General features: G+C 57.5%; 14 protein-coding genes. 7 read left to right on the forward strand and 7 right to left on the reverse strand.

From position 1 onward, the window contains the following. The first annotated feature begins 52 nt into the window (after window positions 1-52). Entirely contained in the window at window positions 53-967 is a 915-nt protein-coding gene (locus ACO6VX_RS09510) for an SPFH domain-containing protein (protein ID WP_010259065.1), read from the forward strand. Then, entirely contained in the window at window positions 967-1,413 is a 447-nt protein-coding gene (locus ACO6VX_RS09515) for an NfeD family protein (protein ID WP_010671234.1), read from the forward strand. Before ACO6VX_RS09510 ends, ACO6VX_RS09515 begins: the two co-directional genes overlap by 1 nt. Here ACO6VX_RS09515 and cueR read toward each other — a convergent pair. Then, window positions 1,401-1,805: a Cu(I)-responsive transcriptional regulator gene (gene cueR, locus ACO6VX_RS09520; protein ID WP_010259067.1), complete on the reverse strand. Its 405-nt coding sequence runs from the start codon at window positions 1,803-1,805 to the stop codon at window positions 1,401-1,403. The two genes, ACO6VX_RS09515 and cueR, sit on opposite strands and share 13 nt — an antisense overlap. Window positions 1,806-1,902: 97 nt before the next feature. On the opposite strand from cueR, the gene copA reads away from it, so the two are divergent. The 3 genes from copA to ybaK all read left to right on the forward strand — a co-directional run bounded on the left by copA (window position 1,903) and on the right by ybaK (window position 5,945). Continuing rightward, entirely contained in the window at window positions 1,903-4,416 is a 2,514-nt protein-coding gene (copA, locus tag ACO6VX_RS09525) for a copper-exporting P-type ATPase CopA (RefSeq protein ID WP_422432040.1), read from the forward strand. A gap of 71 nt (window positions 4,417-4,487) precedes the next feature. Continuing rightward, window positions 4,488-5,291, forward strand: a complete 804-nt coding sequence (locus ACO6VX_RS09530) for a TraB/GumN family protein (RefSeq protein ID WP_422432042.1) — start codon at window positions 4,488-4,490, stop codon at window positions 5,289-5,291. 174 nt (window positions 5,292-5,465) lie between these two features. Next, window positions 5,466-5,945 carry a Cys-tRNA(Pro)/Cys-tRNA(Cys) deacylase YbaK gene (ybaK, locus tag ACO6VX_RS09535; RefSeq protein WP_010259070.1) on the forward strand — a complete coding sequence of 160 codons (480 nt, stop codon included), beginning with the start codon at window positions 5,466-5,468 and terminating at the stop codon, window positions 5,943-5,945. On the opposite strand, the gene ACO6VX_RS09540 is transcribed toward ybaK, so the two are convergent. Continuing rightward, the gene (locus ACO6VX_RS09540; RefSeq protein ID WP_010671230.1) at window positions 5,942-6,811 is read right to left on the reverse strand and encodes a LysR family transcriptional regulator; all 870 of its coding nucleotides are present in this window, start codon (window positions 6,809-6,811) and stop codon (window positions 5,942-5,944) included. The two genes, ybaK and ACO6VX_RS09540, sit on opposite strands and share 4 nt — an antisense overlap. A gap of 89 nt (window positions 6,812-6,900) precedes the next feature. On the opposite strand from ACO6VX_RS09540, the gene ACO6VX_RS09545 reads away from it, so the two are divergent. Further along, entirely contained in the window at window positions 6,901-7,332 is a 432-nt protein-coding gene (locus ACO6VX_RS09545; protein WP_010259072.1) for a multidrug/biocide efflux PACE transporter, read from the forward strand. A gap of 34 nt (window positions 7,333-7,366) precedes the next feature. Here the strand turns inward: ACO6VX_RS09545 and ushA are convergent, their stop codons facing one another. Beyond that, a complete protein-coding gene (gene ushA / locus ACO6VX_RS09550; RefSeq protein WP_159227160.1) occupies window positions 7,367-9,133 on the reverse strand; it encodes a bifunctional UDP-sugar hydrolase/5'-nucleotidase UshA in 1,767 nt (588 codons plus the stop codon). A 530-nt stretch (window positions 9,134-9,663) separates the two neighbouring features. Between ushA and ybaL the strand changes: the two genes are divergently transcribed. Then, window positions 9,664-11,358, forward strand: a complete 1,695-nt coding sequence (gene ybaL / locus ACO6VX_RS09555) for a YbaL family putative K(+) efflux transporter (RefSeq protein WP_172608325.1) — start codon at window positions 9,664-9,666, stop codon at window positions 11,356-11,358. Window positions 11,359-11,794: 436 nt separating this feature from the next. On the opposite strand, the gene ACO6VX_RS09560 is transcribed toward ybaL, so the two are convergent. The 4 genes from ACO6VX_RS09560 to ACO6VX_RS09575 all read right to left on the reverse strand — a co-directional run bounded on the left by ACO6VX_RS09560 (window position 11,795) and on the right by ACO6VX_RS09575 (window position 15,862). Then, complete coding sequence (locus ACO6VX_RS09560) at window positions 11,795-13,096, reverse strand: inosine/guanosine kinase (RefSeq protein WP_010255936.1); 1,302 nt, start codon at window positions 13,094-13,096, stop codon at window positions 11,795-11,797. Between the two features lie 58 nt (window positions 13,097-13,154). After that, window positions 13,155-14,114, reverse strand: a complete 960-nt coding sequence (gene hemH / locus ACO6VX_RS09565; RefSeq protein WP_313925510.1) for a ferrochelatase — start codon at window positions 14,112-14,114, stop codon at window positions 13,155-13,157. 113 nt (window positions 14,115-14,227) lie between these two features. Beyond that, the gene (adk, locus tag ACO6VX_RS09570; RefSeq protein WP_010671225.1) at window positions 14,228-14,872 is read right to left on the reverse strand and encodes an adenylate kinase; all 645 of its coding nucleotides are present in this window, start codon (window positions 14,870-14,872) and stop codon (window positions 14,228-14,230) included. Window positions 14,873-15,001: 129 nt separating this feature from the next. Further along, window positions 15,002-15,862, reverse strand: a complete 861-nt coding sequence (locus tag ACO6VX_RS09575) for a DUF6024 family protein (protein WP_010255933.1) — start codon at window positions 15,860-15,862, stop codon at window positions 15,002-15,004.

The raw sequence follows: 15,862 nt of genomic DNA on the forward strand, positions 1-15,862 counted from the left end.
GCACCCCGGGCCGAAGCGACTCGGCCCGTTAATCTGACAACGCGGAGGTTGTATGATAACTGTAATTCCTGCCCTGATTATTCTGGCGCTGGTGGCGGTCTGGGCCACCGTCAAGATCGTGCCACAAGGTTTTCAATGGACGGTTGAGCGCTTTGGCCGTTATACCCGCACCCTGCAGCCAGGATTAAGCCTGGTGGTGCCGTTCATGGATCGTGTCGGTCGTAAGATCAACATGATGGAACAGGTACTCGATATTCCCTCGCAGGAGATCATCTCCAAAGACAATGCCAACGTCACTATCGATGCAGTCTGCTTTATTCAGGTCGTTGACCCGGCGCGTGCCGCGTATGAAGTCAGCAATCTTGAGCAGGCGATTCTTAACCTCACCATGACCAATATGCGTACCGTGCTTGGCAGCATGGAGCTGGACGAAATGCTGTCACAGCGCGACAGCATCAACACCCGCCTGCTGCATATCGTGGATGAAGCGACCAATCCGTGGGGCGTCAAAATCACCCGCATCGAGATCCGCGATGTGCGTCCGCCGCAGGAGCTGATTGGCGCGATGAATGCGCAGATGAAAGCGGAGCGAACTAAACGCGCCGATATTCTGACAGCCGAAGGGGTGCGACAGGCGGCGATCCTGCGCGCTGAAGGGGATAAGCAGTCGCAAATCCTTAAAGCAGAAGGTGAACGGACCTCGGCGTTCCTGCAGGCAGAAGCGCGCGAACGTCAGGCGGAAGCGGAAGCTAACGCCACTAAGATGGTCTCGGAAGCGATCGCATCAGGTGATATTCAGGCCATTAACTACTTTGTGGCACAGAAATATACCGATGCGCTGCAAAAAATCGGTGAAGCTAATAACAGCAAAGTGGTGATGATGCCGCTGGAGGCGAGCAGTCTGCTGGGTTCGATTGCGGGCATCGGTGAACTGCTGAAGGAATCACGCACTGAGTCGAAACGCTGATGCTGGTCGATATTATCGCGCATCCGCACTGGTTCTGGCTGACGCTGGGTGGGTTACTGCTGGCGGCTGAGATGCTGGGCACCAGCGGTTACCTGCTCTGGAGCGGGCTGGCGGCGGTCATCGTCGGCCTCATTGAGTGGTTTGTGCCGGTAAGCTGGACGGCGCAGGGCTCTCTGTTTGCCGTGCTGACGCTGATCTGCGTCTTTTTATGGTATCGCTGGATGCGCCACCGTGAAGCGCGTCAGAAACCCAATGCCCTGAACCAGCGCGGCAGTCAGATGATCGGGTTGCAGCTGACGCTGGATACCGCGCTGCATAACCGCACCGGCCATGTGCGGATCGGGGACAGCAGCTGGCGGGTCGAGGCGGAGCAGGATCTGCCTGCGGGCACAGCAGTGGTCGTAACCGGCATTGAGGGGATTACGCTGCGTATTCAGCCACGCTGACCGCAGCATCCAGCCAGATTGTTGATAATCGGACATTCGGCGCCGTCATCGCCGGGACAGGCCTCTGCCAGCGCCAGCAGGCGAGCGCGCATGACGTGCAGCTCTTCAATATGCGCCGCAATTTCATCCGCTTTCTGCAGAGTACGGGCTTTTACATCGGCACTGTGGCGCGACGGATTGTTAAACAGCGCCACCAGCTCACGACACTCATCCAGCGTGAAGCCAACCTGTCGCGCCTGACGTAACAGGTTCAGCTCCTCAAGATGGTGTCCGTTGTAGCTGCGGTAGCCATTTTCACTGCGCAACGGCGGTGTCACCACTCCCTTCTCTTCGTAAAAACGTATCGCCTTGCTGGTCAGTCCGGTCTTTTTTGCCACATCGCTGATGTTCATTTTCGTCCCCTTGACCTTCCCCTTGATGGAAGGTTTATGCTTAAGCATGAATCGAAAATGACCAATCGGTCAAATGGGATTACAGAAGGAGTTGATTATGTCACACACTATTTCTCTGGCACTGGACGGCTTGTCCTGCGGCCACTGTGTCAAACGTGTCAAAGAGGCACTGGAACAACGTGATGATGTTGACCAGGCCAACGTGACCCAACAGGAAGCGCAGGTTTCCGGTCACGCAGATGCGGCCGCGCTGATCGCCACCGTGGAGCAGGCGGGTTATCACGCGACGCTGAAAACCGCGGACGCTTCCCCAAAGTCTGAACCGTTGACAGCATCAGAGCCGCCGCCGGAGGCGCTGACAACGGAGACTGCTTCCCGTCCGGCAGAAACAACCCTCCCCACCCATATGCTGCTGATTGAGGGCATGACCTGCGCCAGTTGCGTGAGCCGGGTGGAAAAAGCACTGCAGCAGGTCGCAGGCGTCAGCCAGGCGCGCGTCAATCTCGGCGAACGCAGTGCGCTGGTGCTGGGCGACGCTGATCCGCAGCAGCTGGTAGCGGCCGTCGATGCCGCGGGTTATGGCGCGCAGGTGGTGGATGACGAGCAGGAGCGACGTGAGAAGCAGCAGCTCAGCGCCCGCAGCGCGATGCGGCGTTTCAGCTGGCAGGCTGCTGTCGCCTTAGCATTTGGTGTGCCGCTGATGATCTGGGGCATGGTGGGCGACAACATGATGCTCACCGACCACAACCACGGCGTCTGGCTGACGCTGGGCATCGTGACTCTGCTGATCATGATCGTCACCGGCAGCCATTTTTATCGCAGTGCCTGGCGCAGTTTACGCAATGGCAGCGCCACCATGGATACGCTGGTGGCACTCGGCACAGGCGCCGCCTGGATTTACTCCTTTAGCGTGGTGTTGTGGCCCGACTTTTTCCCGCCGCAGGCGCGCCATCTCTATTTCGAAGCCAGCGTCATGATCCTGGGCCTGATCAATCTGGGGCATGCCCTGGAGCAGCGGGCGCGTCAGCGATCTTCTAAAGCGCTGGAAAGATTGCTGGATCTGACGCCAGCCCAGGCGCGGCAGGTCGATCAACAGGGCGACAGGCTGATTCCGGTCAGCGAAGTGCAGCCCGGCATGACGCTGCGGCTGGTCACCGGCGATCGGGTGCCGGTCGATGGCGAGATCGCTACCGGTGAAGCCTGGTTTGATGAAGCGATGCTGACCGGCGAAGCGGTGCCGCAAAGCAAGACACCGGGCGCAGCCATTTTTGCCGGTACCCTGGTGCAGGATGGCTCGGTAGAATTTATTGCCCGGGCGACGGGTAATCACACCACCCTGTCGCGCATTATCCGGCTGGTGCGTCAGGCACAGAGCAGTAAACCGGATGTGGGCCGTCTGGCGGATCGCATCTCCGCCGTTTTTGTCCCGGTGGTGGTATTGATCGCACTGCTCAGCGGCGCAGTGTGGTATCTGTTCGGACCGCAGCCACAAATTGCCTATATGCTGGTGATCGCGACAACCGTGCTGATTATCGCCTGTCCTTGTGCGCTGGGCCTGGCGACGCCGATGTCGATTATTGCTGGTGTTGGCCGCGCCGCCGAGCTGGGGGTGCTGGTGCGCGACGCCGATGCCTTGCAGCGCGCCAGCCAAATCGACACCCTGGTGTTTGATAAAACCGGCACACTTACTGCCGGCAAGCCGCAGGTGAGTGACGTGCAGGTCTGGGGTGATGCCACCCGTGAATCAGTGTTAGCGACCGCGGCAGCGCTGGAGTCCGCCTCGGGCCATCCGCTGGCAAAAGCGATTGTCGCCGAAGCGAAACTGACCCAGCCGCCTCTGTTAGCGCAATTTCGTACAATACGCGGCAAAGGGGTCAGCGGTAGTCTGGATGGCAGAACGCTGCTGCTGGGTAATGCCGCGCTGATGCAGGATAACGGCGTCGATTACCAGGCGGCGGAAGCAGAGATTGCGCGGCTGACGCAACAGGGTGCAACGCCGGTGTTACTGGCTGAGCAGGGCCAGCTAACCGGGCTTATCGCGCTGCGCGATCAGCTTCGACCGGAAAGCGGCGCAGCTCTGAAGCGACTGCATCAGCAGGGTTATCGCCTGATTATGCTGACCGGCGATCATGAAAATACCGCGCGCGCCATTGCTGCCGAGGTCGGTATTGATGAAGTGATTGCGGGCGTGATGCCGGAAGGTAAAGCAGCTGCAATTGAACACTTACAGCAGCAGGGCCGTCGCGTCGCGATGGTGGGTGATGGCATCAATGACGCGCCCGCACTGGCGCAGGCCGATGTGGGCATTGCCATGGGTGGCGGCAGCGATGTGGCGGTGGAAACCGCGGGCATTACGTTGATGCGTGCCGACCTGAACAGCGTGGCAGACGCATTAGCGCTCTCTTCCGCAACGCTGCGCAATATCCGGCAGAACCTGTTTGGGGCATTTATCTATAACAGCATCGGCATTCCGGTGGCAGCGGGTGTGCTCTATCCGCTGACCGGTACCCTGCTCAGCCCGATTGTGGCGGGTGCAGCGATGGCGCTCTCCTCCATTACCGTGGTCAGCAATGCTAACCGCCTGCTGCGTTACCGGCCACCGCGCGAGTAATCGCCGTTTCAGCGCTGTTTTTCGCGCGCTGAAGTCGCTAGCATGGGGTTTTGAATCGCAAAGGACCGGGAATGACAGGCAACATCTGGCGCTCACTGCGCGGCTTTATCAGCCAACTTTTTCCCGCCAGTTACCACTGGCCTGCGATGGATGTCCGGCTTGGCGATCGTCAGCTGCATCTGGTCGGCAGCATCCACATGGGGACGCGCGACATGCAGCCGTTGCCCGCCCGTCTGCTGCGTCAGTTGCAGCAGGCGGATGCACTGATTGTGGAAGCGGATATTACTCAGGGTGGTTCACCCTTTGATCACCACGGCGATCGTCCTGCGCTCTCCACCCGGCTGGATAGTCACGCGATGCAAACGCTCACCGCACTCTGTCAGGAGATGAGCCTCAATCTGAGCCTGTTTGATAATCTGCCCGCCTGGCAGGTGGCGCTGATGTTACAGGCGCAGCAGGCACAAAGGCTGGGATTACGACCTGACTACGGCATCGATTATCAGCTGTTGCAGGCCGCGAAAGGTCTGAACAAACCGGTGATTGAACTGGAAGGCGCAGAGGCGCAGATCGCCCTGCTGACTGCGCTGCCGGATGACGGCATGGCGTTGTTGCAGGATACGCTGCTGCACTGGCACACCAATGCGCGCCTGCTGCAGATGATGGTGAGCTGGTGGCTCGATACGCCGCCACGCCAGCCGGAAATCACCCTGCCCGCCACCTTCAGCCAGGCGCTGAATGATACGTTGATCGGTCAGCGAAATGCGCAGTGGTGTGACCGGCTTCAGGGGTTATCGGCGGGAAACTATGTGGTAGCGGTCGGTGCTCTGCATCTCTATGGCGAAGATAACCTGCCTGAGATGCTGAAGAAGCCCTGAAAAAAAGAGAGCCGATAATATTATCGGCCCGTCAAAGAGGAATTTGTTTATGATTTTGGTTATCGCTCAGCAATCGGATTGCTGGCGCGCGGCTAATTTTCACTCAAAGAACAAAGTTTCGCCACCTTTTTCCACGATTCTGCGTAATAAGATTATTCTTAGTAAGGAACCTGTATGACGCCCGCCGTAAAATTGCTGGAAAAACAAAAAGTCAGCTTCACCCTGCATCCCTATGAGCATGACAGCAGCGAAACCCATTTTGGTGACGAAGCGGTACGTAAACTCAATCTGGATGCGCGCCAGGTCTATAAGACGCTGCTGGTGGCGCTGAATGGCGAGGCGAAACAGCTGGCAGTGGCGATTACGCCGGTATCTACGCAACTGGATCTCAAGAAAGTGGCAAAAGCGCTGGGCGCGAAGAAAGCGGATATGGCCGACCCACAGCTGGCGCAGAGGGTCACGGGCTATCTGGTGGGCGGCATCAGTCCGCTGGGCCAGAAAAAACGGCTGCCTACGGTGATCGACCACTCAGCCAGCGCGTTTGACGCCATGTTTATCTCAGGCGGCAAGCGTGGGCTGGATATCGAACTGGCTCCCCGGGATCTTTCACGACTGCTGGACGCTCCGTTTGCGGATATCGCCCGCCACGACTAAACCCGTGGCTGTGCGCAGAGCTGATCGATCATCCAGCGACCCGCCGGACCGGGTGGCGTACGGCGTGACCAGACCACCTCAATGGCGATATGCTGCGGCCAGCCCGGCATCGACAACTCTTTCAGAACGCCATGACCAAACTGTTTCACCAGCCAGCGCGGCAGAATCGTCCAGCCAAATCCCTGCTCCGCCATCTCCAGCAGTAACAGATAGGTCGGTGCCGACCAGATGCGCCCCATTGGCGCGGGTTCAGATGCCTCAACCCAGGTATTTAACCGCAGGTGACGAACCCCTTCCAGCTCGCTTTCGCTCAGGGTCTTAAGCTGGGCCAGCGGATGATCGCGATGTAAAAAGACCGCCATCTGCGCTTCAACCTGCAGTCGCGCCACGGCAATATCCACCGGCAGATTGGGCTGTGCCCGCACCACGCCCAGATGTACCCGTCCGGCCTGCAACAGATCCAGCACATCACCATCCTCGGCAATCATGACCTCCAGTTCAATCTCCGGATAACGGGCATCAAATTGCCTGAGCAGATGCTCGTGATGATCGGTTTGCCAGAAGTCTGACATGGCAAAACTGAGCCGGGGTTCAACGCCCTGCGACAACCGTATTGCCAGCGCATCCAGCCGCTCGCTGGCCGCCAGGATCTGCTGAACCTGAGGAATAACGCGGCGTCCCTGCTCGGTGAGGACCGGCTGCCGACCTGCCCGTTCAAACAGCGCAAAGCCGAGATCGTCTTCAAGACTGGCTACCGCCGCGCTGATGGTCGACTGACTTTTACCCAGCGCGCGTGCAGCGGCAGAGAAAGAGCCGCTCGCCACAGTCTGCATAAAAGCCTCAAGGGATTCCGGGGAGTAACGCATCTGAACCATCGCTTTTTTCGATAGGTGTTCATTTTATCTTAGCATTCCGACGTGTGAAAATGCGCCGCATTATTGAAGGAGAACTCACAATGCGTACCCGCTCACTTAAAGAACGTATTCTTCATGCTGTCTGCTTTGAAACGCTGGCGATTCTGACCGTTTCGCCGCTGGCGGCATGGGCAATGAATAAACCGCTGTTTCAGATGGGATCGCTGGCGATTATGCTCTCTACGGTCGCGATGCTATGGAACATGATTTACAACAGCGGATTTGATCGCCTCTATGCGCCAGGCCAGAAACGTGGCCCGGGCGTGCGTGTATTACATGCGCTGGGATTTGAAGGCGGATTTATCCTGATTGGTCTGCCCATTGCCGCCTGGATGCTGGATATCTCTCTGGGTCAGGCTTTCCTGGTCGAAGTGGCTTTTTTCCTCTTCTTCCTGCCCTACACCATGTCCTACAACTGGGTGTGGGACAAACTGCGCGAGCGCTGGATCAGACGTCACGCCTGCCGGGCGTAAGAAAAACGGGAGGCGCAAGCGCCTCCCGGTCAGTTCAATGCGCGGCGGCTGTTTCATTCCCCCACGGCCAGATCCACGCCAGGATCATTTTTGGATAGTTACGCTTGCGCGCTTTTTCCGCAGCTTCATCCCGCGCCCGGATCTGCTCATCGGTCAGATGCACAATCTGCCCTTTCGGCTGATAGTCGCTGGCTTTGACCGGCGAGTGCGTCTTGATCCAGTCACGCAACACCTGCGCATCGACTGCCCCGCTGTTGAGATAACCCGCATGATTATCCAGACGCGGATAACCGTCGCCGCCAGCCGCATTGAAGCTGTTGGTTGCCATGCGATAATGCAGCGCATCCTGCAGCGGTTTACCGTTAATGCTGACGTCGCTGACATGTTTACCGTCTGCGGTCAGGCTGATACCGGCAAACTGGGCGTAGCCGCCTGAGTCAGGCTGAATATTAGCGACCACATCCAGATATTTTTTGATCTCCGCCCCGGTCAGGCTGACCGAGACCACCTGATTGCCAAACGGCTGGACCTGCAGCAGGTCACGCCAGCTCAGCTTGCCCGATTTCAGCGAGGTGCGAATACCGCCACCGCTCATCACCGCAAAATCGGCTTTGGTGTGCGCCATCTGGGCGCGCAGAATCAGCTGGCCGAGATTCGTCTGCTCAAAGCGAACCTGCTCTTTTTCACCGCTGAAGTTGCCGTCGGCGCTGCCGATATTCACGGTTAACTTCGCCTCAGCCCGTTTCTGGAATGGCATCAGCAGTTTCATCATGGCGGTGTTTTTCGGGATCTCTTCCTGCCAGGTGAGCCAGGTTTCGCTGCCATCCGCGTTCTTTATCTGATGTTTAAGGTTGACCGGCACCAGCTGATAAGCCTCCAGCGTCACCTGCCCGTTACGGAAGGTGAAGTCACCACGTCCGACATATTTGCCCCATTTATCCGCCTGCATAATCCAGATCCCGTTCTGCTGATCGGGTTTGCAGGGCTGGCCCGGCTGATAATTTTTGACGCTGACGTTCTCTTTTTCCATGCAGACCGCATCATGCGAATGACCACCCACAATCAGATCGATGGTGCCGGCAGGCAGGCTGCGCGCCAGGGTTACGTCATCAATGCCATTGCTGCCATGCTTACCGTCGTCATAGTGACCAAGGTGGGTCAGCGCGACAATCACGTCCGGCTTCTCTGTGGCGCGCAGTTCGGCAACCGCCTTCTCCGCCTCCGCAATCGGATCGCGGAATTCGGTATCTGTCAGACCCGCCGGATTGGCCAGTTTCGCCGTATCCGGGGTGATCAGCCCGACCACCGCAATTTTCAGCCCGAGACGATTGAATACCGCCCAGGGCTTAAACAGGCGCTGACCGGTACTTTTCTGATAAACGTTAGCGGCGAGCAGCGGGAATCGTGCCCACTTCTCCTGCTTGCGCAGGACCGCGATGGGCTTGTCGAACTCATGGTTGCCCAGCGCCATGGCATCATAGCCAATCAGGTTCATCGCGCGAAAATCGGGTTCAGCGTCCAGCTCATCGGACTCCGGTACGCCCGTGTTCACATCACCGGCAGAGAGAATCAATGCGCCGCCGCCTCTGGACTGCACATCGTAGCGCATCGTATCCATTAAGGTTTTCTGCGCCGCCAGACCATATTCACCCTGCTCAGTAAACCAGAAATGACCATGCTCATCGTTGGTGTGCAGCAGGCTGAAACGATAGGTGCGATCGGCCTGGGCGGCCTGTGAAAACAGCGGCATCAGGGCCACCAGTAGTGCCACGCCCGCCCCTGTCCATTTAGATAACAACACTGTGATTCTCCTTAATTTGCCGTCTGGCCCGATTTTCTGCCGGTTTGCCCCACTGTGTCGCACATTCCCCCGGCGAACTCAAGGCCAACGCACATTCGCCTGTCTCTGTATGCCGCTCTTTTTATCTCCGGACCGCTTTTGCTGAGCATGACAACAGCCGTAAGGCCGTGCCAGCGTCAGGCTGGTTTCTTCCGGATAAGCCAGAACGGGTAGCCAGACCTGATGTTAACCAGTTGTTTACCCCTGCAAAAGTGCCGCTGACGGGCTTTACCCTGTCTGTGCGCGCATTTAACCCTTATTTGTGTCATACCCACGGCATTTAGGGATGCTAATTTTTATTTACCCGGACCGCTTTAAACCGTCAAATCAGCCAATATTATGGATAATGAACAAAAACACCCTTTCGATTGTGCATTTGACTTTTTTTCCTGCTTTTTTAGGGTATTCCCGCAAATTGCTCAGCGAAAGAATAGATTTTGTTTTAAACTCATTTGTTACAAGCGGATACATTTGTATACAAGGAGACAGGCATGCATCACACCACACCGTTGATCACTACCATTGTCGGAGCACTGGTTCTGGCATTTCTCCTTGGGATGCTGGCAAACCGCCTGCGTATTTCGCCCCTGGTTGGCTACCTGATGGCAGGCGTGCTGGCTGGCCCTTTTACCCCCGGCTTTGTTGCCGATACCAATCTGGCCCCTGAACTGGCAGAACTCGGCGTGATTCTGCTGATGTTTGGTGTCGGCCTGCACTTCTCAATGAAAGATCTCATGTCGGTAAAGTCGATAGCCATTCCCGGTGCCATCGCACAGATCGCGGTCGCGACGTTACTGGGAATGGGCTTGTCGTGGACGCTGGGATGGTCGTGGATGACCGGCCTGGTGTTTGGTCTCTGCCTCTCTACCGCCAGTACCGTGGTGTTACTGCGCGCGCTTGAAGAGCGGCAACTGATCGATAGCCAGCGCGGGCAGATTGCGATTGGCTGGCTGATTGTTGAAGATCTGGTGATGGTGCTGACACTGGTGCTGCTGCCTGCGATTGCCGGCATGATGGAACAGGGCAACGCCAGCGCCGGACTGCTGGCCTGGGACCTGCTGTGGACCATCGGCAAAGTCGCCGCCTTTATGGTGCTGATGATGGTGGTGGGACGGCGTGCCGTCCCCTGGATCCTCGCCCGCAGCGCCGCCACCGGCTCGCGTGAGCTGTTTACTCTGGCGGTATTAGCGCTGGCGCTGGGCATCGCCTTTGGTGCTGTTGAATTCTTTGATGTTTCGTTTGCGCTGGGCGCTTTCTTTGCCGGTATGGTGCTGAACGAGTCGGAACTGAGCCACCGCGCCGCGCGCGATACGCTGCCGCTGCGTGATGCCTTTGCCGTGCTGTTCTTTGTCTCGGTCGGCATGCTGTTTGACCCGTCGATTCTGGTGACGCAGCCGCTGGCAGTGCTGGGCGCGCTGGTGATTATTGTGGTGGGTAAATCGGTCGCCGCCTGGCTGCTGGTATCACTGCTCGGCCATTCACGTCGTACAGCGTTGACCATTTCGGTCAGTCTGGCGCAGATTGGTGAATTCGCCTTTATTCTGGCCGGTCTGGGTATCTCGCTGGGCCTGCTGAATGATGAGGGCCGCAACCTGGTGCTGGCCGCCGCCATCCTGTCGATTATGCTTAATCCGATCCTGTTTACCCTGCTGGAGCGTTTCCTGGCGAAAACGGAGACGATGGAAGAGCAGACGCTGGAAGAGGCGATTGAAGAAGAGAAGCAGATCCCGGTGGATTTCTGCAATCACGCGGTGATTGTGGGTTACGGCCGGGTGGGCAGTCTGATTGGTCAGAAGCTGCTTGAAGCCAATGTTCCGCTGGTGGTAGTTGAAAACTCCCGCGCCCGTGTTGAAGCGCTGCGCGAGCGCGGTATTAAGGCGGTGCTGGGTAATGCAGCCCGCGCTGACACGATGGAACTGGCCCGACTCGACTGCGCCCGCTGGTTGTTACTGACTATTCCGAATGGCTATGAAGCGGGTGAAGTAGTCACAGCCGCGCGTGAAAAACATCAGAATATCGAGATTATCGCCCGCGCCCACTATGACGATGAAGTCGAGTACATCATGGAACGGGGTGCCACCCGTGTGGTGATGGGTGAACGTGAGATTGCCAGCAGTATGCTGCAAATACTGCAGGATGAGATGACCCAGGGCGAAGATTTACAGCCCTGCGATGTCGTGCGCTGATTCGTGTTAAGCAAAACCAGGCAGCCTACTGATCTATCAAAATCAGGGTGAATTTTACCGCAACGAATAAACTCAACACGCAGGGAACCCGGGCAGAAGAGGAAAGCGTCCCGCCGCCCGGACAAAAACGCCGGGAGCGTTTTTGAACAACGCGAAGCGTTGGCCCGGCTACGGGCGCACCTCAGGGATGAGGTGCGTACTAAAAACGTCGGGAGCGTTTTTGAACAACGCAATGCGTTGGCCCGGCTACGGGCGCACCTCAGGGATGAGGTGCGTAGTCGTGCGGGACGAGCGGCCCGGGATGGCTTAAGCGACTTTCCGATCTGACCGTGTTCCCTGAGCAGGCTCGATCTCATCGCTAACCGAGCCAGACATTGCCAGTCTTCTAAGGCCCTTCTCTTCAGAAGGGCTTTTTTATGCGCGGCAGCTGCCAGCTTTACCGATCCCAGTAGGACTCTTCCAGACTGTCTTCCCGCTCCGGCAGACCGCGGGTCAGACGCGGCGAATGCTGATTCAGCACCTGGTAGCTGACGCGGTTGGCATATTTACATACCTGCGCCAGCGATGAGTAGGTCAGGTAAGGACGCGCATGTTTGCTGGAGTTTGGCACATTCAGGCTGTGATAGTTGTTGGCGGTGATGTCATGCAGTAACGCCGCCAGCGCACCATCTCCGGCGCCGTTGGTGTTCATGATCTTTTCCGGTCCGCCCATATAAGGCGCGATGTGCGAGAAAATGCGCAGCGGCTGCTGGCAATCCTGCTGGCGCATCACCCGGCTGAACTCATACTGGTTGAATTCAGCAATCGCGCCAGGCAGCAGTGGATGGTTGGTTTTGCGTTTGAACTCTTCTTCGGTGTAACCCGCCATATAGAGCCCAATCGGGCCAGCAGTACACAGCACCAAATCGACCCAGTCCAGCGCCATATTGGCGGCGAGCAGCGGATCGCTTTCGCCGGTCAGCGCCAGCGCTTCCTCTTCATTCATCGCCACGATGCTGACATGCTCGCGCAGGAAATCGCGCCAGAACTGAGGGTTGTCGCCAATCACATGTTTGGTGCCCAGCGTCAGCACCACCGGCACGTTGTGGCGTTTGGCATACTCAATCGCCCGCAACGTTGCCTGTGGCATCGGTTCACCTTCGGCACAGCGCACCAGATAGGAGGTCAGTACCAGCGCAGAGGCTCCGGCGATCACCTCTTCCGGTACGTTATCCGGATGCAGCTGGTTCATCTGGCCGGGGCTGATAGCAAAGGTTCGCTCGCCATGTTCGCCAATCAGCGTAAAGCAGCGTCCAATGGCGCCATCCACGCCCTGCAGATAGTTAAGATCGACCCGGCTTGAGGTGTTACAGAGATAGCGATAGGCGTAGCCGCCAATCTGGATGTTATTGCACATGACGCCCAGCAGCACGGAGCGGTCATCGGCCAGCACCGAGAAATTATGCAGCGTGTTACCGATGGTGCCACCAGCAAACTGATGGGTGATCAGCGCTTCCTGCATCAGTTCGTTGTACAACGCTTCCGCGACGGCATTATCGATAACCAGCGAGTGCCCGGCACTCAGGCCATAACGTGCGAGAAAAGCGTCATCGACTTTGGCTTCGATATCCACCAGCGTCTGGTCGATACCCACCACCCAGCTGCCTGCATCAACATCGTGCTGGGCGGGCTGTAACAGGGGATCGCGTGCGCTGACAGGAAAGTAGTGTTTGGATTTGCGTTTGCCGGGAAATTTCATCGGGAGGTGCCGTCTGGAAAAACAGGCAGAGAATGATATCACACTCTCCGCCTGCGCTTTAACGGCGTGCGTCGACCAGTTGCACCATCATGTCGATATGCGCCTCATCGGCGTTCAGCGCAGGGATATACTCAAACTTCTCACCCCCGGCATGCATAAAGATTTCGCAGTTTTCACCACTGATCTCTTCCAGCGTCTCCAGGCAGTCTGACGAGAAGCCCGGGCTCATCACCTGAACATGTTTGATCCCTTTAGCGGGCAGGCTTTCCATGGTTTTATCGGTGTAGGGCATCAGCCACGGCTCACGACCAAAACGCGACTGAAAGGTCATCATGTACTGATCGTCACGCAGGCCCAGCGCTTTGACCAGGGCCGCCGTGGTATCCGCACAGCGCTGCGGGTAGTCATCGCCTTCGTTAGCAAAACGCTGCGGAATGCCGTGGAAGGATAATACCAGCAGATCGGGCTGACCGTGCCGCTCAAAGGATCGCTCCACCGTCGCTTTCAGCGCGGCGATATAGGCCGGATGTTCGGCGTAGTCGCGGATAAACTGCACATCAGGCAGCGAGCGGTAATCTTTGAATACCGCGGTCAGGCCATCCCACACTGCCGCCACGGTGGAGCAGGAGAATTGTGGATAGAGCGGCAGCACAATCAGGCGGGTCACGCCCTGCGCCATTAGCTTATCAACCGCGCTTTTCAGGCTGGGATTACCGTAGCTCATGCCCACCTCGACGGGCATATTGACCCGTGCCGCCAGCGCATCGCGCTGACGCATGCTGTAAACCAGCAGCGGTGAACCGCCTTCCATCCAGACCGATGAGTAGAGCTTAGAGACGCGCGGCGAGCGAAACGGCAGAATAACGGCATTGAGAACCGGCCACCAGAGCCAGCGCGGCGCATCGACCACGCGCGGATCGCTTAAAAACTGTTTCAGATAGCGTTTAACTGCAGGTGTGGTGGGCGCGTCTGGCGTACCTAAATTAACCAATAACACGCCGGCCTTATCTTGCCTCATTTGAGTTCCTTGATAACAACGGGGATGCGTGAAAACGGGGAAATTGTAGCGGAATTAGTGGGAGGTAAAAGCGATTACTGCAAAAGGGGCCAGTAATACCGGCCCCTGTGAACTTAGCCCAGGATCTTAGCCAGCTCGGCACTGACTTCGGTCACCTTACGGGTGCCGTCGATTTTGTGATAGGCAGTGTTGCCCGCTTCCGCTTCTTTGCTGTAGTAAGCAATCAGCGGCGCGGTCATCTGATGATATTCCACCAGGCGCTTACGCACGGTCTCTTCCTGATCGTCTTTACGCATGGTCAGCTCTTCGCCGGTCACATCATCTTTGCCTTCCACTTTCGGTGGATTAAAAGTGACGTGATAAACGCGGCCTGATGGCGTGTGAACGCGACGGCCCACGATACGCTCAACGATCAGTTCATCCGGTACGGCGAACTCCAGCACGTGATCAACGGTGATCCCGGCCTCTTTCATTGCATCTGCCTGAGGAATGGTGCGCGGGAAACCGTCCAGCAGGAAACCGTTTTTGCAGTCTTCCTGGGTGATACGCTCTTTGACCAGCGCAATCACCAGCTCATCGGTCACCAGTTTGCCAGCATCCATAATGGCTTTCGCCTGGTTGCCCAGCTCGCTGCCTGCTTTTACTGCTGCACGCAACATGTCGCCGGTGGAGATTTGCGGAATGCCATACTTCTCCATGATGAATTGGGCCTGAGTCCCCTTACCTGCGCCCGGAGCTCCGAGCAGAATAATACGCATTGCGTAAATCCCCTTGCGAATCGCATTGATCTATCTTAGAAGCGAAAGAACATACCATTATGACCCGCTCATCACAAGGAAGGGCGCGGATCGCGCAGGGCGACCTGAGCTGCTTTTTGGCCCTGCCCCCTACCCGCCTGGCCTGCCGGACGCTTTTTCAGATTTACCGCCTGAGCCGAGCAGGAATTGCAGTCGTCGGCTCAGATGATGGGTCATATTCACGCTTTTTTTGCCGCTGCCGCGCACGTTAGCATTCAGCAGCAGCCGCGCCTGCTGCGGCCATTTCACCACATCTTCCGCATCTGAAAGCGATGTGATCACGGAGGCCGGGACATTAAAGCTGGCAAACGGCAAACCGGGCTGATGGCAGGAGTTCAGCGGCAGCGGGTCTGACAGGGAGAGCGCATCGACGGTGGCGGCATTGTAAGGTCGCCAGTGCGGATCGTCGAAGCGGCGCAGTGCCTCATGCGTGGCGGTCAGGGTCAGCCCCTGTTCGAAAAGCCGCAGTTCGCTGCGCACCAGCGTACTGAAGTCATGGGTCCGCAACGCCACCAGCACCAGATCGCTGCAGATCTCAGCGTGGCGATCCAGTCGGGTGACAAACAGATGGGCTTCGTCGATCAGTTTCTGATGCAGCACGCTGGCAAAACTCTCGCTCGCCTCCGTCACACCCTGGTTCTGGCAATCCCGCAGCGGACGCACGCGGCCATTGGGCAATTCGACATGCGGTACCAGCATGATGCTGCCCGCGATCAGCGGAACTGCTGGCAGGATGTTGAGTTCGGTTACCGGAAAGTGCGAGGCGTAACGGTGCTGATTGCGCGCCTGCTCCTGCCGCAGAAAGAGCTGAGAAAGAAGGACCTGCGCCACATGCAGCGAGGGCGCGAAGAAGAGATCGAACTGCTCCAGCCGGTAAAAACGTGAGAGCGCCAGGCGTAACCGATGGCGCGCCTCTGCTGAAGTTTCAGAGGATAAAGAGCGGTGTGCCAT

The organism is Pantoea sp. BJFS-204, assembly GCF_049310725.1.
Classification (GTDB): domain Bacteria; phylum Pseudomonadota; class Gammaproteobacteria; order Enterobacterales; family Enterobacteriaceae; genus Pantoea; species Pantoea agglomerans.